Origin of the sequence: Citrobacter sp. RHBSTW-00859 (assembly GCF_013729795.1) — a bacterium.
In the GTDB taxonomy this organism is placed as follows: domain Bacteria; phylum Pseudomonadota; class Gammaproteobacteria; order Enterobacterales; family Enterobacteriaceae; genus Citrobacter; species Citrobacter braakii.
Window position 1 is genome coordinate 4,517,165 of sequence record NZ_CP056284.1, and the last position, 17,594, is coordinate 4,534,758.

The following is a 17,594-nucleotide window of genomic DNA, read 5'->3' on the forward strand; positions in this document are numbered from 1 at the left end:
AACGGGGCTGTTCATCAGATTAAAATCTGGTGACAGCTCGACCTGATTGCAGGCTTGATTCATGGCTTGCTATCCTTTTGGCAAACGATGCTCACCACACTAACGCTGTTCACGGTATGAGCAAGAGCAAACCAGAAAACATCTGATCCGCATCACTACAGAATCTTTCCCCGTCCCTTTCCCGCAATTTCCCCGTTGTTCTCCCGCCACAGAGATTCACACATTCCTTGTATACTAACACTTTTCTTTAAATTTCCCGTTTTCCCGTTTAATTTTCACAGTTCGTAGATAAACTATTCTCACCTCGTGATTTTATAATCCTTAATAAAATCCCGTTGAATAGATACCATAAAGAAAACACCAAAAGATAGCTCTAACAGAGAAATCATTTCATAGGAAATCTTCAATAAATTCAATGGCTGCCAAGAAATGATTTATATTATTTATGCATGTAAACGTGGAAACTTAGCGTGATTAATATTTTTATCAATCACATTCACATCAATTAATAAAAACAAATTAAAATCACTCATAATTATCAGTGAAAGCAATAGCCGATTTCATATATACATTCACTTATATATTATTCATATGGATTGTTTATTACTAGTCATGAATATCTCTTCGCTAATTTACTATCAGTCTCTTTCATTAAATGCTACCCCTGCATCTTTTTCACGGGGAAACGGGGAATTACCCGTCAAACCGTTATGGCGCAACGTTTTTTCACCTCCCGTTTCCAGAAATTCCACCGGGCAAGTTGCGGGGGAGACCAGAAACAGACCGGAGAATGTCGATTCTCCTTTTCCCCACAATCCATGACCTGCACTGCCAGTTCATAGCCATGCTGCCTTTTCTGCCACGGCTCGCATAACACACTGAGGCACGGGACTCTTCCCTCCCTGCCTCACTTTCTGACCTCACTAACGTATTAATCACCCCTGCATAAGGAGACTTCTGCATGTCCACACCACGCCGTTTTAAGTTTACTCACCGCCTCATTGATGGCCTGCCCCCTAATGAACCTGATGCCCCCTCCCGTGAAGCGGAATACAGCGATACCGAAATCAGCGGGCTCAAATGTCTGGTTGGTAAGGGAGAAGGTAAGAAGAAGTTTCTCCTGCGCTATCTCTGGCAGGGCCGCAAACGTGCTATCAGCATCGGTCACTGGCCGGAGATTGATGTCACTGTCGCCCGAAAGATTGCCACTGAGATGAAACGCCAGATAGCTACCGGCACTGACCCGCGTTATGAGCGGGACAAATGCCGGGCCATTCCTACCCTTCAGGAAGCCTTCAGCCAGTATTATTTCCCGTGGGCAAAGCTGCATAAAAAGAGCTGGAACAAGGATGAGCAGCGCTTTCGCGACCATATAGCCCCAGTGATGGGAAATCTGCTGCTTAATGAAATTACGCCCCGTCACGTTACCCATCTTCAGTCATCGCTCTGCGAAACCTGTCAGCCCGCCACCAATAACCGGGTGATTGCTCTGCTAAAGGCCCTCCTCAGATGGTCACTGCATCATGAGATGGTGACGGTGAACCCGGCGGCAAACATCCCACTTCTGCGTGAAAATAACGCCCGCCAGCGTTATTTCTCGGAAACGGAAATCCGGCGCATATTCGAGGCTGCCAGTGAGGACAACAGCCGTGTAGTCGGGATTTATATTCGTTTACTACTGCTGACCGGATTGCGGCGTGACGAGCTGAGGCTGGCAAAATGGGTACATTACAATAAGCAACAGGGAACGCTGTGGCTACCGGAAACCAAGAACGGCTCAGGGCGACTGGTTCATCTCAACAACTGGGCGGTAAAGCTGATTGATGAGCTGCCCCGCTTCGGCGGCAATGTATGGATGTTTGGCGGTAAAATTCCGGGTAAACCGGTCTGCAATGTCACCAAAGCTTTCAGGCGCATTATCCGACGGGCAGGCATCTACGATGAGGAGGTCTGTATTCACACCTGTCGGCACTCGGTCGCCGCATTAATCGTTTCACGGGGAGGTACCCTATATGACGTCCAGGCCCAGCTCGGACACCGCAGCATTCAGTCATCACAGCGCTATGCTCATCTGCATCCGCAGCGGCTGAAAGCAACCGGCCAGTTGATTGAGCAACATATTGGTAATGCACTGGCATTTTCCGGGCCATGTGATTAATCAATAAAAATGGGAAAGGCCGCCTGTGCGGGCGGCCTGTGGAATCCAATGATTAAGAATTCAGAAACTGGCTGTGGCAAATTCGGCGGATAAGCAGTACCCCGTCACGTTCACTTTTTGTATGGTCCGGCGTGTCGTCAGACGATCGCCTTCCGGGCGGGTCAGATAACCTTCTTCGTCAATTAAGCGGGCCAGTTTTTTCGCAGACAAGCCCCAGTTCATGCCAAGTTTCTCAAGGGTGTCCGGCAGTATCAAATAGCTCCCGTCATTTAGAATATACCCAGTAGTATCGGTTTTACGGGACGCAAAACAGGGCATTTTCGCATCAATAAATTTTGACCGGCTCACTGCAATGAAGTTCTGAACGGTAATCAGGACGTTCTGCTTACGGCCCGCATCAGAACGATAGTTATGCAACCAACGGTTAAAAGCTACGTAAACCACATCGGCGATCTCTTCTTTTTCCCATGGCAGGATTTGCCACTCTGACGCCAGCGCGCCTGCAAGATAGAGGATTGCAAAACGCTGGAGAGCCCTGCACTCAACAGAATTAAGGGTGATCAGGCCTGCATGTAAACGTCGTTTCATCTCATCAAGCATGACATCCAGGTCTGCTTTCAGAAAATCAGAGGTCGCTTTCCAGTCAAAATACTTACCCTCTTCATCGGCAAAGCCCGTCAGGCAACGAATGAATTCATAACCAGCACTACCATGGAAGGTCAGCAGGCTGGTTTTTATCTCACCAATGCGCTGTCGGGCTGCATCAATTTCTTCATTCACGCCACGGGAATCCTCTGCCGTGACAGGAATAGACAAGGCGCGATGCAACATGCCGTCCATCACAGGAGACTTTTCCTGCCGAATTCTGTCTACAATGGTTAACTCGCCGGTTGAAAGCACATTCTGCACCCACGTTGATTGTCGGGCCATCCCCAGAGTCTCGCCGTCCATTCTCGACTTCGTTACTCCAGAAACAACGTCATACAGCGTCTCAGCAAAAAACTTGCCGGTGAAGGAACCCAACTCATCCAGGCACAACGTGGTTCCGTTATTCATCACCATCAGTAATTCCAGTCCGTTTGACGTGCTGTTCCAGCGCTGAATTTGGGTCGGACTACCGCTTCCGGGTTCAGCTGCAAGGCCATTCACACTGGCTCCAGCCTGGATCGCAGCAGTTTTTCCCGTCGAACTGTCACCACACAGATGGAAAATTGCGCCACTTTCGCCCAACAGAGGGAGAAGTGATGAACTCAGCCCCACCAGAATCGACAATTTGGGTGCCATACCGCATACCTTCTGAGCGATCTGTTCCTGCCATTGCTTAAGCGAACCCGAGACAGCAATGGCATCATTAATAGCCATATCCTCATTCGGGATCACATCCTGTATCCCCTCTCGTTCAGCAACAAAAATGGGATATGGACCAAACTGGAACACCAGCTCCTCAGGCTGAAAACCCGGTCTTATAGCCACGCGGTAGAGTGGCAAATTCAGCTCACAGGACTTTTCCAGGAACATCAGAAATAGTTTGCTGTCCTGGACAAAGACGCCCTTCCCGGCAAGCTGACTGATGACAGAATCAGCATTTTTTTTAGCCTTTTTCAGGCTGATAGTTATGTCAGCTTCAGCACCGCTATGATTCGTGCATTTCAGAATAATTTGCCAGTTACCGTTGCGGGTGCGGTTACAGGCTTTCGCCACAGGTTTGAGCAATTGGCTGGACACAATTTTTTTCTTATCGTCATCTTCATGACAAAAATAAACGATACCATTCTCTTCGGTAAAACCTTCCGGTAACATGTATTCTGCTGCTTTGCTGTTCACGTTTGACATAATATAATCCTTATCAGGTTTGATTTTAGGTTGTGGATTACCCTTCCCTCTAAAAGGGAATAAAGTATCCAGTTTTGTTAATTTCTAATGTACTGCTGCGACATTCAGTATTTCAGCATCAGGGTCATCGCCTTTTCAACATCTTCATGTTGCTGGCCGCGAAAGAATGATATATATCTCTCCGTTGTCTTTATATTCCGATGACCGAGGAATACCTTTACGGCATAAATGTTATTAGTTGCCGCTAACATTGCACTGCCTGCGGTGTAGCGCAATTCATGCAAGAGGCATTTGCGAATCCCAGCCTTCTCACAGAGCTTTGCCATTAATCTGCGAGGCTCACTGACCATTCCCCCCTTCATCGAGCGAAAAATTAAACCTGTCGCTCCATATTTACTCTGCTGCATACGTAAAATTTCCTTAGCTTCACGGCAAAGTGGCACCAGCCTGGAGTCTCCAGATTTACTGTCTCTCAAGAAAAGCGTATTACTTTTAAAATTCACATCTTCAAGCAATCCAGCACGTGCTTCCCCCAGACGCATTCCGGTGAAAGCCAGAATCATAATAAGGCTCAGCGTGTCGCGTGGCTCTGCAACTATTTCCTCTTTAAGGACTCGAATTAATGAAGAAAATTCTTCTGGTTCAAGTGTTTTTCGAAAGGATGCAGGCTCTTTATAAGTCCGCATTCCGGCCACAGGAGATATATCCATATAGCCAAACTCCACAGCAAATGAATATATCGCCTTGATTAAATTAAGATGTCTGTTACGGGTTGAACACTTAAGATGTGTCAGTCCGTTAATATAGCTTTGAATCTTTAGCCGCGTAATATCTAAAATCTCTATGTCACCTAATTGTGGTACAATATAATTCGAGATCTTAGACTTATCGGTATGGCTGGATTTCTTATACCCTCTGGTATGCTGAAGGTATATATGACAGAGTTCAGCCAGGGTCATAGATTTTCAGCAATACATCAATGTAGTGGGACAAATTCACATTGTTCTCCTTCTGTCAGTTTCATTCACTCACCAGATTCAGTTTCTGATTTCCGGTGAGCCTCGGTATGAGGATAAATGTACGCCTGACAGAAGATTTAGTCTAAACGGTGACTATAGAGGAAGGGAGAAAATATCATGCTGAAAAAATATCAATAAATACATGAAGATATGACAGGTTTGCAGTCCTCGTTATTAAATCTGCACTTTTTAGTTCAAAACACCACCACTAAGCAGACCAGTTTACCCAAATGCACTCGGCCAATGACATTTCCCGTGACGTCCCCCAAGTAGATAAGAGTTAACAGCGCCGGGCGGCACATAGCCACACACGGCACCATCCTATACGGAATACCTGAGGCTCACACCAGTCACAACTATGTGAAAATTGCCCCCTGAAATCCTCTGAACTGGCAGCAACCTACTCGGCCTTTTTAGGTTTAGATGTTCTCCAGAGAACGTTATCAGGGTCAAAATGCTCGCCCATGAATTTTTTGATCCCCGCTCTGGTGCTGAGATCAATCAATGGAACAGGCTGCTGGTAACACCGTTTAAACGAAATCCTGCGAATATGGCTGCGTGCTTTTCCGTCCATCGCATCCTTTGTTAATGACCAGAAATACTGCGCGGTTCGGGTTGAGTTCGAGTCCAGCCAGGATACATTGCGATAAATATGATTAATGACATCTGGTGACAAATAGCGATCATTCTCATCCAGAATGCTTTCCTTCTTATCCTGAAGGCGCAACAATGAACAGTACCAAACGACCTTCATTAATAACCTACGCTGCTCTTTAATGATAAAGAACGAATCTTGTGTAAAATTCTCATTAATGAGTACCTGTAACGGACTGCCAGGCATAGTTATCTTAGTGACCCCAGACTGAAGCATGTTTGCACGCTTAATAACTTCAAGCACTTTTCTCAGTAGAACGAATGTGAACATCGTGTCGAAAGCAACTTTTCGCTCAAAAAAGTGCACCTTACTCTTTTGCTTAGTGAATTTACACATTTCAGTTTCCCCTCTGTTCTGCTGGCATCCAGTCGTAAGCCCCAGAAGGTGTGAAAGTACGTCGGTAATGTGACCCGTTTTTCCAGTATCCAGCTTTTCATCAAAAACACTCAACCCTTCCAGAAACCGCTCATTTATCATTTTAATGTAATTTAAATCAAAAATATGCTCCGATGCATTATTTTCCTTTTCCGGGAAAAATGAAAATACGTTACCTTGAGCTAACACTGTTTCATTTAGTTTAATCAGAAACTCTTGTCCATTAAGTTCTGAAATGAGTGTCTTAACTATCACTTCAAGATCGAAGATATACTTCTCATTCGATGCAATCATTGGTTCGAAACTGGAATTATAAATGCTGATATAATTACAAGGGAAGTTTCGATAAAAATACCCTACTTTCCCCTCATTTCGATGACTGAGTGAATTCAACATAAAGGCCACGATATTCAGAGCGCCATCCTTTGTTAGAACATCAAGCACTGAATGTCCCTTTTCTGCAGCTGCAAAAATACCCGGTATTTTCAATGCATATATTACATTCAAAAAACCCTGAGGTTTAATTTTTTTAAGGCTAATGATATCAGGATCCTGCTCCATTTTGTTAATCAGGTCGTTTGCCGTGATTTTTTTAAACATTGTCACTCCTGTAATAAATTCACCTGTCGCCCATATATTATTCTGGTGCCCATTAATTAATCAGGACACCGCTATGCACATTATACAGTCTCCGGCAGATGCGTTCTGCCTGCCTGTGTCACCTATTCAGCAACTGCAGCTGGTTAACGAACTCACCAAATGCACTGATAGCAGTCTCACTGCTGCAACGACGCTGTGGGAAGAAACCCAAACCCAGCTTTTGTATCTGCTCCCCGATGAGGAGGAGCACCTTCCTGAACAACTGACCACCTATCTGCACCATTTGGCCTGCAATGCCGAATACGTCATTCGTCTGGATGCTTCGCTGTTTCTTGCCCTGACCATTCTCAGTGATTTAGGGCAGGGCTTTTATCTGCTGTTCCCGTCGACAGCGACCTTTACAGGTGCCGCTGAACTTATCGCTGTGGCCCAACCTTCAGGATATTAACCGATGAAAAAGACCAAATCCGCACCAGCCTCTAATGCTGAAACTCAGAATGACCTCTGCGTTCTTACCGGCGAGGCCGAGAAGATTAATCCGCATTCCACTGGCCTGCTGCACTGGGAGATGACTGAAAATCTGGACGGGGAACGGGGATTGCGCATTATTGCCAACGACAGTGGCGGTCTGTTTTCCCGGGAATGGATTGCCCTGAGTGCTATATCTGGCGTTCTGAAAGCTCATGAAACCGGTGATTTCACCTCCACTGCTCTGCGACCACTGTATACCAGCACCAGCCGTAACAATGCAGGTTTCCTCGCCGCCATTCTTCGCTGCGCTGATATCTGTCTCACCGAAGAGGGTTCAGGCGGGGCATTCAGCCATCGCTGTTACCCGGACTGGGAAAAGCGGCTGGAAAAACTGCTGACCTTCTCCCCTTCTGCCTGACCCCCTTTTATCCCCCTTGCCCTTACCCAACCCCCTCATGACCTTTGCACTGCCGAAGGCAACCCAATTTATATTGCTATAAAGGAGATTATCTGTGACCCCTTGTTCACCCACACTGCATCAGCCCACGCTTGACCTTCCCCTGAGTGGCGAGTTTATCGCACTGATAACCACACACCTCGCGCCACTGTCTGACACTTGTCAGGGTGCCGTGCTGAACTTTCGTGACCCGGAGTACAGCGCTGAAAACGGTGGCTGGCATCCGGTAGAAATCCGCCTCATCCGCAGCGAGCAGCCTGAAATATGGCAGCTGGATTACCTCACCGACTTTAGCTGGCAGGGTCGGGTCTGGGCCGAGCTGGCAAAGGAATTCGATATCAGCTGGTCTCAACGCTATGCCTGGCACTGCCTAATCGGGGAGTTGCCGCTAAACCATGAGCTGAGCGAGTTCTGGACGCTCTGGCAGGGCAATTTTGTGGCGTACTGCGCGATGGATGTATTCACCGTCACCGTTTCCCCGGACTGATAAGGAGGCTTTATGCTGTTCACGCTCATTTCCCGGCTGGTGATATACCGGCCTCTGTTCAGTCTGGCGGAGAGCTTCACCGACAATGTTATTCGTGACACGGTGGATGAACCGGCAAGAGGCGGCATCGTCTGGTGCGAACTGGCAGGTGGCTATGTTACCCACAGCGGTATCTACACCGGCAACAACCGGATTGTGCATCTGTCCGGTGATGGTGAAGTGCTTTGCAGCGACCGCAAAGGGTTTATGGCCAGACTGAATGGCCTGAACCCAGCCATGTCGGTCTATACCGATTGTCAGGGACGCTTGCCCGTGGGAAATATTGCCGCAGCCGGTCGGGCATTACGGGCGCTGGGCTCCAGACGTCAGTATCACCTGCTGAAGGAGAACTGCCACCGCTTCACAGCGGAGTGCCTGACCGGAAGACCGGATAACTCCGTGGTTCTGCATCGCCAGTTGAAAAGGCTACAACGCGGCAATACCTGGCGCGTATGGGAGGACTGATGGCCCGCGCTGAAAAACTTGCCGAACGCCTCTGCCATTGCGTCATTTTGCTCTGTCAGGGGAAAACGCTGTCAGTCCGTGTGCTCACTCAACTGTTCGGGATTTCACCCCGCACGGCCCGCCGTGACCTTGCCCGCATGGGCTGCATCATGGAGCCCATATCACCGGGTTGCTGGCGACTCTCTGCACCACTTCGACGTGCCTTCATCCATCGCTGAAAATTCTTTCCCCTGTGGTCATAACCTGTCCCACCCACCCGATATGCTCATTCTGCGGTATCCCGCATGGCCTGTTATTTAAGGAAAAAACATCATGAACAAGATTTTTATTGCGCTGTTTATCTCGCTCATCCCGCTTGTCAGCGCTCATGCCGGGCTGGTTCAGGTTGAAAACCGGGTGAGTTGCTATCTGGCGCTAAAGGGGAATGAAACCCTGATGGAGTCCAGTGGACGTGACATAGCTTTCACCAAAAGCTGGCTGCACAACGAACTGGCCCGCCACGGCGTTGACCAGGAATCCATTAATGAAAACTTCACTGCGCTGGAAAATGAACTGCCCCGGGCATACCAGCAGGCAGCTTTCGCGGATAAATGCGTCACTTATTACAGCAACGCCGCCAACCGCAAAGGTGATGAATAGCACACCAGTGCTGGCGCTATCACTTACTGAATTCAGACCAGTTCATTCTTCACAGGTTAAATTAATGAAAAACATCATTCTCACTACATGCATTCTGGCAGCTTCGGCTTCAGCATCCGCCGCTCAAATCTCACTGGAAACAGCGGGCCGTTGCTATGAAGCCACCCGTCAGTCAACACAAATGGCCATGCTGCTGGACCCTGATGCAAAGGAATACAAAAATATTGGCGACAACAACAAGGAGCTGTTTGGCACGCTTTCCGGCGGCGTGGGCGAAAAGGACTCGAAGAAAATACGCGATGCGTGGAAAGCCATTCTGGATAATGCAGGCATGGAAGGAAAAATGGCGAAATCAGACGGGTATCGTGCAATGAATATGTATCCGCACGATGTCATTATGCAGGAAGCTAACAAGTGTGTCCGGCTGGCGCTAAAAAGTGGCATCGTCAAACTGTGACAGCCAATCAATAACAGAAGGGAGAGCGTTGTGCTCTCCCTTCTCAATGATTCGTTGGTGCGGTTTATTTTTTGCCCGGTGGCGTGATTTCTCCATACTTCACCTTCAGCCGGGCGATTTCGCACTCATACCAGGTGATAATGACCTTCAGCAACGCATTCACTTTATCCAGGTCACGAGGAGCAGAATATCCAACCATCCCTTTATTCATCGGGCTAAAGCGTTCCTTACGGGAAAATGTCATCGCCGCCAGTTGTTCATCAATGCCGTGCATCAGTAGGTGGCTGTCGTCCCCTGCCAGAAATCGCTCACAGATAAATTCGGCATGTTTGAGTAAAACCTCTGGCTGAACGGGGAAAGGACTGTCCAGCCAGTCTTTCAGCTCGGCATTTTGCGCATTATCATGTGCCCCCAGCAACCCGCTCAGTAAATCCACTGCGAGCACCTCAAAAGCGTTTTCCGCATCATTATCGTCGTATAAAGTCGTTTCATTATTCATCTGAAGTTTCTCCATTCATTTCACCATATCGGTTGAGCGCACTACGCATATCGTCAATAATCTGATTGCGGATGGAAGCTGGCTTAATAACTTCCACCTCAGGCAACCAGTATTTGATAAGAGGAATAATCTGCCGGGAGTGCGCTATACGGGAAATAATGAGCAAATCACCGGTTGGTGTTGTATGGATGATTTCCTGACCAGGATAAAGGTTGCGCCGGGAGAAGTAATACGCTGCACGGGCTGAGACAGAGATCAGCACTTCAGTGAGTTCATCGCCGTACCAGATACTTTCTGCATGTTCCACCTGCTGACTCATAACCGGATCGGGTTTAAATCGCATATTGCTGACCTGCACATGGTTCATCGTGGAAACTGCAAAACTCTTCAGAGTTCCTTCGTGCCGGGCGGCGAGATACCAGAGCCCTTTGTCATTCACGATACGATAGGGCTCGGTTGCCGCAAACATCTTGTCTTTATAGGTAAACGCAATCTTCTGATGTGCCTGAATAGCCCCGGAAATCGCGTTAAGAGTGGACATGAAAGCACCGCAATTCTCATAAGGGCGTTGCTTAATCAGAAAGGGATTGTTTTCTGTATCACCCAGCAGTACGTTCAGTAGCCGATCTTCCCAGCGTGGGAACAGCCCTTCGATACCGAGGATGCGGGTAAAACGACGCAAATCCGTATTGCTGCGCTGTCCAAGTATCCCTTTAGGCAGGCGATATTGTTTACCCTGTCGGAGCAAGTTCAGGTAAGCAAGGCGCTCGGTCAGATCACGCCGTATTGTTTTTTCGCAGACGTTAAAGTCGTCAGCAAGGCCCCTGACGGTCAGTGACTCACCATTGTTGAGGCGCGTCAGTATCAATCCAAGTCGGTATCCAAGTTTGTCGTGTCTATCCATCTGAGTATTCGAGGTTTAAAAACTGAATGCGAATTCTCAACGGTCAATTAGACAGGTTACGTCCACTTATAAATCAGCTTAAAAAATAAATAAATGATTTTATTCATGTAGTTACATTAAAAGTTCTTTTTTAGACTTAACCTGTCAACTCATACAATCACAACAAGTTTAAAAATCAATGTGAAATGTCAGCACGGAAGTTGAATAGCTTTTGATAATATCATTTATAAACAGTATGTTATCAATACCCACACCCAAACACATTACATTACATTACATTATGTTACCCATATGTTGCTCCACATGACTTCTACACGCCATTAGTGGAAAGTCTAAAGATATAGGACTCACCAATCTGTAAACAATCCGAACTACAACAAAACGAGTATGCTTCTAGCTAGGTTCCAAAGACATAACCACTCAAAAACACATATCATTGATAATTAAGGGTTTTCCCTTAAATCATCGAAATTTGTATATGCGTAAAACTTCCAGATACAACTAACGTGCTGTAACATAAGGTTAAAACATATGGAGTAAACCACATCAGTGTTATAACTGAGGGCGGTAGCGTTCTTATTTGTTATAAAAAATAATCGCAACTAAGGTGAACATGTGCGCAGAAATCCAATACGATCAAGTAAATTATTTTATGATCCAAAGATCTTTAATGTAAATAGATGGACCCCTACAACAGAACTGAATAAAAGGATCATTGAAGAAATAAAGAAATTCAATGTTTATAATGCAACCATACCAATATTCCAATTAGCTTCAAGCAATTTGCTACCTAGGCTTTTCATACCAATTTATGACTCAAACACAGAGCATTATGATGTTAGCAATGTAAGTGATTTACTCACCCCCAAAAATTATATATATTGGATGACAGGTCTTTTTTTTGGCAATGCCGATCTATTAAAGACATTTAATAATACAAGAAAAAAAATTAATAGCAGCATTTTAGGTGATGCTGCCAACTTACTGATTTAGTGTATGATGGTGTTTTTGAGGTGCTCCAGTGGCTTCTGTTTCTATCAACTGTCCCTCCTGTTCAGCTACTGACGGGGTGGTGCGTAACGGCAAAAGCACCGCCGGACATCAGCGCTATCTCTGCTCTCACTGCCGTAAAACATGGCAGCTACAGTTCACTTACACCGCCTCTCAGCCCGGTACACACCAGAAAATTATTGATATGGCCATGAATGGCGTCGGATGTCGCGCCAGTGCACGCATTATGGGCGTTGGCCTCAACACGATTTTACGACACTTAAAAAACTCAGGCCGCAGTCGGTAAACTCACGCATACAACCGGGCAGTGACGTCATTGTCTGCGCTGAAATGGATGAACACTGGGGCTACGTCGGCGCTAAATCACGCCAGCGCTGGCTGTTTTACGCGTATGGCAGGATACGGAGGACGGTTGTGGCGCACGTCTTCGGTGAACGCACTCTGGCCACACTAGAGCGTCTTCTGAGCCTGCTGTCGGCCTTTGAGGTCGTGGTATGGATGACGGATGGCTGGCCGCTGTATGAATCCCGCCTGAAGGGAAAGCTGCACGTAATCAGCAAGCGATATACGCAGCGAATTGAGCGGCATAACCTGAATCTGAGGCAGCACCTGGCACGGCTGGGACGGAAGTCGCTGTCGTTCTCAAAATCGGTGGAGCTGCATGACAAAGTCATCGGGCATTATCTGAACATAAAACACTATCAATAAGTTGGAGTCATTACCTAATACCCTGCTCTGAAGTAAGCTCCCTGTTAAATTTATCCTGCAGTATATCCACGCGAGCAGAGTTTTTCTTTATCCGCTGCTGTGCATATGTCCTGATATCCGGGTCCCCCGACGTCAGCAGAACCAGTCCAAGCGCACCGTTTGATTCAATAGCGGTCTGCCATTCATTCGCCATACGCTCCTGCAGAAGATAATTATTCATCACGCGATCGGTGGAAGTGAGCATAGAGTTCAGGTACCCCACTCCGGTCACTGTCATGATCATGACAAGAACCAGAATTAGGCTGAAGCTGCCAGCCAGCCTGATACCCACACTAAAGTCTTTGATTTTCATTTTATTACCCGTGAATGAAGCTGGTTATTTCGGACCCCGGTGTCCCTGACAAATAACTGGTGCCTCCAGACTTATTTATGAGGAATCATATTTTGATTAACGAGATCTGTTATCGGTATCAGTGTGCCTGAATGGAGTGTGTCAGACACGACCATTTAATACCCCGAAGCGTCCTGCCAAAAAAGACCAGACGGTGAGGGCTGGTCTGAAATCTGACAATGTCTATGGGGTCTACCGTTGCGTAGAGGGCTGTCACAACGTTAATAAGATTATCGGCAACAGTCCGGTAAACTTTAACGGCACTGTTGCAAATAGTCGGTGGTGATAAACTTATCATCCCCTTTTGCTGATGGAGCTGCACATGAACCCATTCAAAGGCCGGCATTTTCAGCGTGACATCATTCTGTGGGCCGTACGCTGGTACTGCAAATACGGCATCAGTTACCGTGAGCTGCAGGAGATGCTGGCTGAACGCGGAGTGAATGTCGATCACTCCACGATTTACCGCTGGGTTCAGCGTTATGCGCCTGAAATGGAAAAACGGCTGCGCTGGTACTGGCGTAACCCTTCCGATCTTTGCCCGTGGCACATGGATGAAACCTACGTGAAGGTCAATGGCCGCTGGGCGTATCTGTACCGGGCCGTCGACAGCCGGGGCCGCACTGTCGATTTTTATCTCTCCTCCCGTCGTAACAGCAAAGCTGCATACCGGTTTCTGGGTAAAATCCTCAACAACGTGAAGAAGTGGCAGATCCCGCGATTCATCAACACGGATAAAGCGCCCGCCTATGGTCGCGCGCTTGCTCTGCTCAAACGCGAAGGCCGGTGCCCGTCTGACGTTGAACACCGACAGATTAAGTACCGGAACAACGTGATTGAATGCGATCATGGCAAACTGAAACGGATAATCGGCGCCACGCTGGGATTTAAATCCATGAAGACGGCTTACGCCACCATCAAAGGTATTGAGGTGATGCGTGCACTACGCAAAGGCCAGGCCTCAGCATTTTATTATGGTGATCCCCTGGGCGAAATGCGCCTGGTAAGCAGAGTTTTTGAAATGTAAGGCCTTTGAATAAGACAAAAGGCTGCCTCATCGCTAACTTTGCAACAGTGCCATAATTTTCGAAATCCAACCCATCCCGCCTACAGGAATGACGGATTTTTCGGCGGTTCCGGCGTAGACCCACCACAACTGCTGTATAGCTTGTGGGTAAGTGATAATGAAGTGCAAACGAGATGGCGCAAATACTCTTTTGGTTTATCTTTTAATTACTTACGTATTAAAAGATAAACCAAAAAATAAAAGACATTACTGTTATCCCCTTTAAAAAGTGGATAACCGAACAGCATCGGCGCGAGCGCCTCAAAAGTAGCTCCCCACGCTAAAGCGCGGGGCATTCAGAACGGAATCCCTCGATGGCTAACAGCTCGCCTGTTAGCCATCGAGGGATTGGACAAATCCGGCCACGCCGGATACGTCAGCAAATATCGCTGAAGAATTAGCTTACACGCTCGTAAGCGGCTCTTACGACCCGCTAACGCGGAGATACGCCCCAACTGCGGCTTCGCCTTGTTGTGACCACTCCGACCGCGCACAAAAGCCTCTGAGCCGCTTTTAGCGGAATATGGCTTTGCAGGGTGAAGGGATGGATAGGCGATCCCTTTCGATCCCTCACTGGTATCGGCGGCTAACCCTCGGTGCTACCTGTCATTTCATCCTGCCGCCTTACATGCGCTAACGCGCATAAATCCCCGTTCCTCAGTGGAACGAAAACTCACGCTAACAGGGTAGTGACCGGGTAGCCACGATAACTGCCAACAAAATTAGCTTATAGGTTAATTCTACCTTGTCTGAAATTAGCCTATAGGTTAATATTAATAGAAATGGGAGGTCACATGTTTAGCGTTGTTTATCACCCGGAAGCCAGGGAAGAAGCCACAGCATTACCCGTAAAAATCAGGGTGAAGTTTGACCGTCTCATCGGCAAACTGGAGTATGACGCCCGATTACTGCGGGAGCCGGACACGAAGCCCCTGGGCGATGGACTTTTTGAGATCCGCACGATGGGGACGGACATAGCCAGGGGAATCTGGGTATACCACAAAGGCAATACCATCATCATGCTCCGGGTTTTCATCAAGAAGTCACAGAAAACGCCAGCGAAAGAAATCGATCTCGCCAAAAAGCGGTTAGCGGAGGTACTTAATGAAACTGGTAAGCCATAAAGAACTGCATAACGAGTGGATGCAGGACGATGAATATCGCGCTGCATGGCAGGAAGAAGAACGTAAGGAAAAGCTCAGGGAGCTGCTTGCTGAATGGCGCAAGCATGACAACCTGACAAAAGCGCAGGTTGCTGAACGCATGGGGGTTACACCTCCGGTTATTTCTCGCCTGGAAAACAACATCACCAAAGCCAGCATCGACACACTGACCCGCTACGCTCACGCCTGCGGCATCAAGAAACCTGTCATTGCCCTGTACTGAATAGCCAGCCCTCCGGGGCTGGCCTTTTTGTTTCGGTCAGTCCCAAAATTTTGTTAAGGAAGGTGCGAACAAGTTCCTGATATGAGATCATCATATTCATCCGGAGCGCATCCCAGATGGACATCATGAGCCATCAACTCACCTTCGCCGATAGTGAATTCAGCACTAAGCGCCGTCAGACCCGAAAAGAGATTTTCCTCTCCCGCATGGAGCAGATTCTGCCATGGCAGAATATGACCGCTGTCATCGAGCCGTTTTATCCCAAGGCGGGCAATGGCCGACGGCCCTATCCGCTGGAGACCATGCTGCGTATTCACCGCATGCAGCATTGGTACAACCTGAGCGACGGTGCCATGGAAGATGCCCTGTACGAAATCGCCTCCATGCGCCTGTTTGCCCGATTATCCCTGGATAGCGCCCTGCCGGATCGCACCACCATCATGAATTTCCGCCACCTGCTCGAGCTGCATCAACTGGCCCGTCAATTGTTCAAGACCATCAATCGCTGGCTGGCCGAAGCAGGCGTCATGATGACCCAAGGCACTTTGGTGGATGCCACCATCATTGAGGCACCCAACTCTACCAAGAACAAAGAGCAGCAACGCGATCCGGAGATGCATCAGACCAAGAAAGGCAATCAGTGGCACTTTGGCATGAAGGCCCACATTGGTTTCGATGCCAAGAGTGGCCTGACCCACAGCCTAGTCACCACCGCGGCCAACGAGCATGACCTCAATCAGCTGGGTAATCTGCTTCATGGAGAGGAGCAATTTGTCTCAGCCGATGCCGGCTACCAAGGAGCGCCACAGCGCGAGGAGCTGGCCGAGGTGGATGTGGACTGGCTGATCGCCGAGCGTCCCGGCAGGGTAAAAACCTTGAAGCAGCATCCGCGCAATAACAAAACGGCCATCAACATCGAATACATGAAAGCCAGCATCCGTGCCAGGGTGGAGCACCCGTTTCGCATCATCAAGCGGCAGTTCGGCTTCGTGAAAGCCAGATACAAGGGGCTGCTGAAAAACGATAACCAACTGGCGATGTTATTCACGCTGGCCAACCTGTTTCGGGCGGACCAAATGATACGTCAGTGGGAGAGATCTCACTAAAAACTGGGGATAACGCCTTAAATGGCGAAGAAACGGTCTAAATAGGCTGATTCAAGGCATTTACGGGAGAAAAAATCGGCTCAAACATGAAGAAATGAAATGACTGAGTCAGCCGAGAAGAATTTCCCCGCTTATTCGCACCTTCCCTAAAAATATCCCCTTCCTGGCGGTGGATAACCCGGCGGATTCTGCTGTGGAAGCCGTACGTGCGCTACGAACCAGTCTGCATTTCGCTATGATGGAGACTGAGAATAACATTCTGATGATCACCGGTGCGACGCCAGACAGTGGTAAAACATTTGTCAGTTCAACTCTGGCAGCGGTGATCGCCCAGTCCGATCAAAAAGTGTTATTTATTGATGCCGACTTACGCCATGGTTATTCGCATAACCTGTTTACCGTGAGTAATGCACATGGCTTGTCGGAATATCTGGCAGGTAAAGATGAGCTCAACAAAGTGATCCAGCATTTTGGCAAAGGAGGCTTTGATGTGATTACTCGCGGTCAGATGCCACCTAACCCGTCTGAACTGCTGATGCGCGATCGGATGCGTCAATTACTGGAATGGGCGAACGACCATTACGATCTGGTGATTGTCGATACGCCGCCGATGCTGGCGGTGAGCGATGCTGCGGTCGTGGGGCGCTCTGTCGGCACCAGCCTGCTGGTTGCGCGTTTTGGCCTGAACACCGCCAAAGAGGTGAGCTTGTCAATGCAGCGTCTGGAACAGGCAGGCGTCAATATTAAAGGCGCTATCCTCAATGGTGTGATTAAACGCGCCAGCACCGCTTACAGTTACGGCTATAACTATTACGGTTATAGTTACTCCGAGAAAGAGTAAAACTGAAGGTAAAGTGACCGGATGCGG

General features: G+C 48.1%; 20 protein-coding genes and 1 pseudogene. 15 read left to right on the forward strand and 6 right to left on the reverse strand.

Translation table 11 applies throughout. The features are described from left to right. The first annotated feature begins 961 nt into the window (after positions 1–961). Positions 962–2,158 carry a tyrosine-type recombinase/integrase gene (locus HV302_RS22575; RefSeq protein WP_124304440.1) on the forward strand — a complete coding sequence of 399 codons (1,197 nt, stop codon included), beginning with the start codon at positions 962–964 and terminating at the stop codon, positions 2,156–2,158. Positions 2,159–2,218: 60 nt separating this feature from the next. On the opposite strand, the gene HV302_RS22580 is transcribed toward HV302_RS22575, so the two are convergent. The 3 genes from HV302_RS22580 to HV302_RS22590 form a co-directional block, all read right to left on the reverse strand. Next, positions 2,219–3,991: a DUF927 domain-containing protein gene (locus HV302_RS22580; RefSeq protein WP_124304441.1), complete on the reverse strand. Its 1,773-nt coding sequence runs from the start codon at positions 3,989–3,991 to the stop codon at positions 2,219–2,221. 104 nt (positions 3,992–4,095) lie between these two features. Continuing rightward, positions 4,096–4,950, reverse strand: a complete 855-nt coding sequence (locus HV302_RS22585; RefSeq protein WP_181626589.1) for a tyrosine-type recombinase/integrase — start codon at positions 4,948–4,950, stop codon at positions 4,096–4,098. A 460-nt stretch (positions 4,951–5,410) separates the two neighbouring features. Further along, the gene (locus HV302_RS22590; protein ID WP_181626590.1) at positions 5,411–6,640 is read right to left on the reverse strand and encodes a hypothetical protein; all 1,230 of its coding nucleotides are present in this window, start codon (positions 6,638–6,640) and stop codon (positions 5,411–5,413) included. A 73-nt stretch (positions 6,641–6,713) separates the two neighbouring features. Here HV302_RS22590 and HV302_RS22595 point away from each other — a divergent pair, with 73 nt between their 5' ends. The 7 genes from HV302_RS22595 (at position 6,714) to HV302_RS22625 (ending at position 9,655) form a co-directional block, all read left to right on the forward strand. Then, the gene (locus tag HV302_RS22595) at positions 6,714–7,088 is read left to right on the forward strand and encodes a hypothetical protein (RefSeq protein ID WP_181626591.1); all 375 of its coding nucleotides are present in this window, start codon (positions 6,714–6,716) and stop codon (positions 7,086–7,088) included. Positions 7,089–7,091: 3 nt separating this feature from the next. Next, positions 7,092–7,529: a hypothetical protein gene (locus tag HV302_RS22600; RefSeq protein ID WP_115259647.1), complete on the forward strand. Its 438-nt coding sequence runs from the start codon at positions 7,092–7,094 to the stop codon at positions 7,527–7,529. A gap of 94 nt (positions 7,530–7,623) precedes the next feature. Continuing rightward, on the forward strand, positions 7,624–8,055 hold the full coding sequence (locus tag HV302_RS22605; RefSeq protein WP_316961600.1) for a DUF2787 family protein: 432 nt from the start codon (positions 7,624–7,626) through the stop codon (positions 8,053–8,055). 12 nt (positions 8,056–8,067) lie between these two features. Then, positions 8,068–8,559 carry a lecithin retinol acyltransferase family protein gene (locus HV302_RS22610; RefSeq protein WP_249358925.1) on the forward strand — a complete coding sequence of 164 codons (492 nt, stop codon included), beginning with the start codon at positions 8,068–8,070 and terminating at the stop codon, positions 8,557–8,559. Next, complete coding sequence (locus tag HV302_RS28680) at positions 8,559–8,777, forward strand: DeoR family transcriptional regulator (protein WP_326928729.1); 219 nt, start codon at positions 8,559–8,561, stop codon at positions 8,775–8,777. The genes HV302_RS22610 and HV302_RS28680 overlap by 1 nt, the downstream gene beginning before the upstream one ends. Before the next feature lie 94 nt (positions 8,778–8,871). Further along, positions 8,872–9,198, forward strand: coding sequence for a hypothetical protein (locus tag HV302_RS22620; protein WP_181626593.1), 327 nt, complete (start codon positions 8,872–8,874; stop codon positions 9,196–9,198). A 64-nt stretch (positions 9,199–9,262) separates the two neighbouring features. Next, positions 9,263–9,655: a hypothetical protein gene (locus HV302_RS22625; protein WP_110024664.1), complete on the forward strand. Its 393-nt coding sequence runs from the start codon at positions 9,263–9,265 to the stop codon at positions 9,653–9,655. A gap of 64 nt (positions 9,656–9,719) precedes the next feature. Here HV302_RS22625 and HV302_RS22630 read toward each other — a convergent pair whose 3' ends face one another. Continuing rightward, entirely contained in the window at positions 9,720–10,154 is a 435-nt protein-coding gene (locus tag HV302_RS22630; RefSeq protein ID WP_181626594.1) for a hypothetical protein, read from the reverse strand. Then, a complete protein-coding gene (locus tag HV302_RS22635; RefSeq protein WP_181626595.1) occupies positions 10,147–11,058 on the reverse strand; it encodes a helix-turn-helix transcriptional regulator in 912 nt (303 codons plus the stop codon). The genes HV302_RS22630 and HV302_RS22635 overlap by 8 nt, the downstream gene beginning before the upstream one ends. A gap of 615 nt (positions 11,059–11,673) precedes the next feature. Here HV302_RS22635 and HV302_RS22640 point away from each other — a divergent pair. Together HV302_RS22640 and HV302_RS22645 are read left to right on the forward strand one after the other, a co-directional pair. After that, on the forward strand, positions 11,674–12,051 hold the full coding sequence (locus HV302_RS22640) for a hypothetical protein (RefSeq protein ID WP_181626596.1): 378 nt from the start codon (positions 11,674–11,676) through the stop codon (positions 12,049–12,051). 28 nt (positions 12,052–12,079) lie between these two features. After that, a protein-coding gene (locus HV302_RS22645) for an IS1 family transposase (RefSeq protein ID WP_326928730.1) occupies positions 12,080–12,777 on the forward strand; the annotation gives its coding sequence in 2 pieces (ribosomal slippage) (positions 12,080–12,329 and positions 12,329–12,777; 699 coding nt in all). 10 nt (positions 12,778–12,787) lie between these two features. On the opposite strand, the gene HV302_RS22650 is transcribed toward HV302_RS22645, so the two are convergent. Next, the gene (locus tag HV302_RS22650; RefSeq protein ID WP_181626597.1) at positions 12,788–13,129 is read right to left on the reverse strand and encodes an MCP four helix bundle domain-containing protein; all 342 of its coding nucleotides are present in this window, start codon (positions 13,127–13,129) and stop codon (positions 12,788–12,790) included. A 361-nt stretch (positions 13,130–13,490) separates the two neighbouring features. Between HV302_RS22650 and HV302_RS22655 the strand changes: the two genes are divergently transcribed. The 5 genes and pseudogenes from HV302_RS22655 to HV302_RS22675 form a co-directional block, all read left to right on the forward strand. Continuing rightward, positions 13,491–14,195: an IS6-like element IS26 family transposase gene (locus tag HV302_RS22655; RefSeq protein WP_001067855.1), complete on the forward strand. Its 705-nt coding sequence runs from the start codon at positions 13,491–13,493 to the stop codon at positions 14,193–14,195. A gap of 833 nt (positions 14,196–15,028) precedes the next feature. After that, positions 15,029–15,358: a type II toxin-antitoxin system RelE/ParE family toxin gene (locus tag HV302_RS22660; protein WP_000493286.1), complete on the forward strand. Its 330-nt coding sequence runs from the start codon at positions 15,029–15,031 to the stop codon at positions 15,356–15,358. Next, positions 15,339–15,620 (forward strand): helix-turn-helix domain-containing protein, encoded by a 282-nt coding sequence (locus HV302_RS22665; protein ID WP_000780222.1) that lies wholly within the window; start codon positions 15,339–15,341, stop codon positions 15,618–15,620. Before HV302_RS22660 ends, HV302_RS22665 begins: the two co-directional genes overlap by 20 nt. A gap of 125 nt (positions 15,621–15,745) precedes the next feature. Continuing rightward, positions 15,746–16,726: an IS5 family transposase gene (locus tag HV302_RS22670; protein WP_181626598.1), complete on the forward strand. Its 981-nt coding sequence runs from the start codon at positions 15,746–15,748 to the stop codon at positions 16,724–16,726. Positions 16,727–16,874: 148 nt separating this feature from the next. Beyond that, a pseudogene (locus tag HV302_RS22675) lies at positions 16,875–17,567 on the forward strand (polysaccharide biosynthesis tyrosine autokinase); the annotation flags it as partial. Positions 17,568–17,594: the final 27 nt, after the last annotated feature.

Excerpts from the sequence above, each read along its gene's own strand:
- HV302_RS22580 (WP_124304441.1), bottom strand. The coding sequence starts at position 3,991 with ATGTCAAACGTGAACAGCAAAGCAGCAGAATACATGTTACCGGAAGGT.
- HV302_RS22620 (WP_181626593.1), top strand. The coding sequence starts at position 8,872 with ATGAACAAGATTTTTATTGCGCTGTTTATCTCGCTCATCCCGCTTGTC.
- HV302_RS22585 (WP_181626589.1), bottom strand. The coding sequence starts at position 4,950 with ATGACCCTGGCTGAACTCTGTCATATATACCTTCAGCATACCAGAGGG.
- HV302_RS22660 (WP_000493286.1), top strand. The coding sequence starts at position 15,029 with ATGTTTAGCGTTGTTTATCACCCGGAAGCCAGGGAAGAAGCCACAGCA.
- HV302_RS22625 (WP_110024664.1), top strand. The coding sequence starts at position 9,263 with ATGAAAAACATCATTCTCACTACATGCATTCTGGCAGCTTCGGCTTCA.
- HV302_RS22650 (WP_181626597.1), bottom strand. The coding sequence starts at position 13,129 with ATGAAAATCAAAGACTTTAGTGTGGGTATCAGGCTGGCTGGCAGCTTC.
- HV302_RS22665 (WP_000780222.1), top strand. The coding sequence starts at position 15,339 with ATGAAACTGGTAAGCCATAAAGAACTGCATAACGAGTGGATGCAGGAC.
- HV302_RS22575 (WP_124304440.1), top strand. The coding sequence starts at position 962 with ATGTCCACACCACGCCGTTTTAAGTTTACTCACCGCCTCATTGATGGC.
- HV302_RS22670 (WP_181626598.1), top strand. The coding sequence starts at position 15,746 with ATGAGCCATCAACTCACCTTCGCCGATAGTGAATTCAGCACTAAGCGC.
- HV302_RS22635 (WP_181626595.1), bottom strand. The coding sequence starts at position 11,058 with ATGGATAGACACGACAAACTTGGATACCGACTTGGATTGATACTGACG.
- HV302_RS22610 (WP_249358925.1), top strand. The coding sequence starts at position 8,068 with ATGCTGTTCACGCTCATTTCCCGGCTGGTGATATACCGGCCTCTGTTC.
- HV302_RS22655 (WP_001067855.1), top strand. The coding sequence starts at position 13,491 with ATGAACCCATTCAAAGGCCGGCATTTTCAGCGTGACATCATTCTGTGG.
- HV302_RS28680 (WP_326928729.1), top strand. The coding sequence starts at position 8,559 with ATGGCCCGCGCTGAAAAACTTGCCGAACGCCTCTGCCATTGCGTCATT.
- HV302_RS22600 (WP_115259647.1), top strand. The coding sequence starts at position 7,092 with ATGAAAAAGACCAAATCCGCACCAGCCTCTAATGCTGAAACTCAGAAT.
- HV302_RS22595 (WP_181626591.1), top strand. The coding sequence starts at position 6,714 with ATGCACATTATACAGTCTCCGGCAGATGCGTTCTGCCTGCCTGTGTCA.
- HV302_RS22630 (WP_181626594.1), bottom strand. The coding sequence starts at position 10,154 with ATGAATAATGAAACGACTTTATACGACGATAATGATGCGGAAAACGCT.
- HV302_RS22590 (WP_181626590.1), bottom strand. The coding sequence starts at position 6,640 with ATGTTTAAAAAAATCACGGCAAACGACCTGATTAACAAAATGGAGCAG.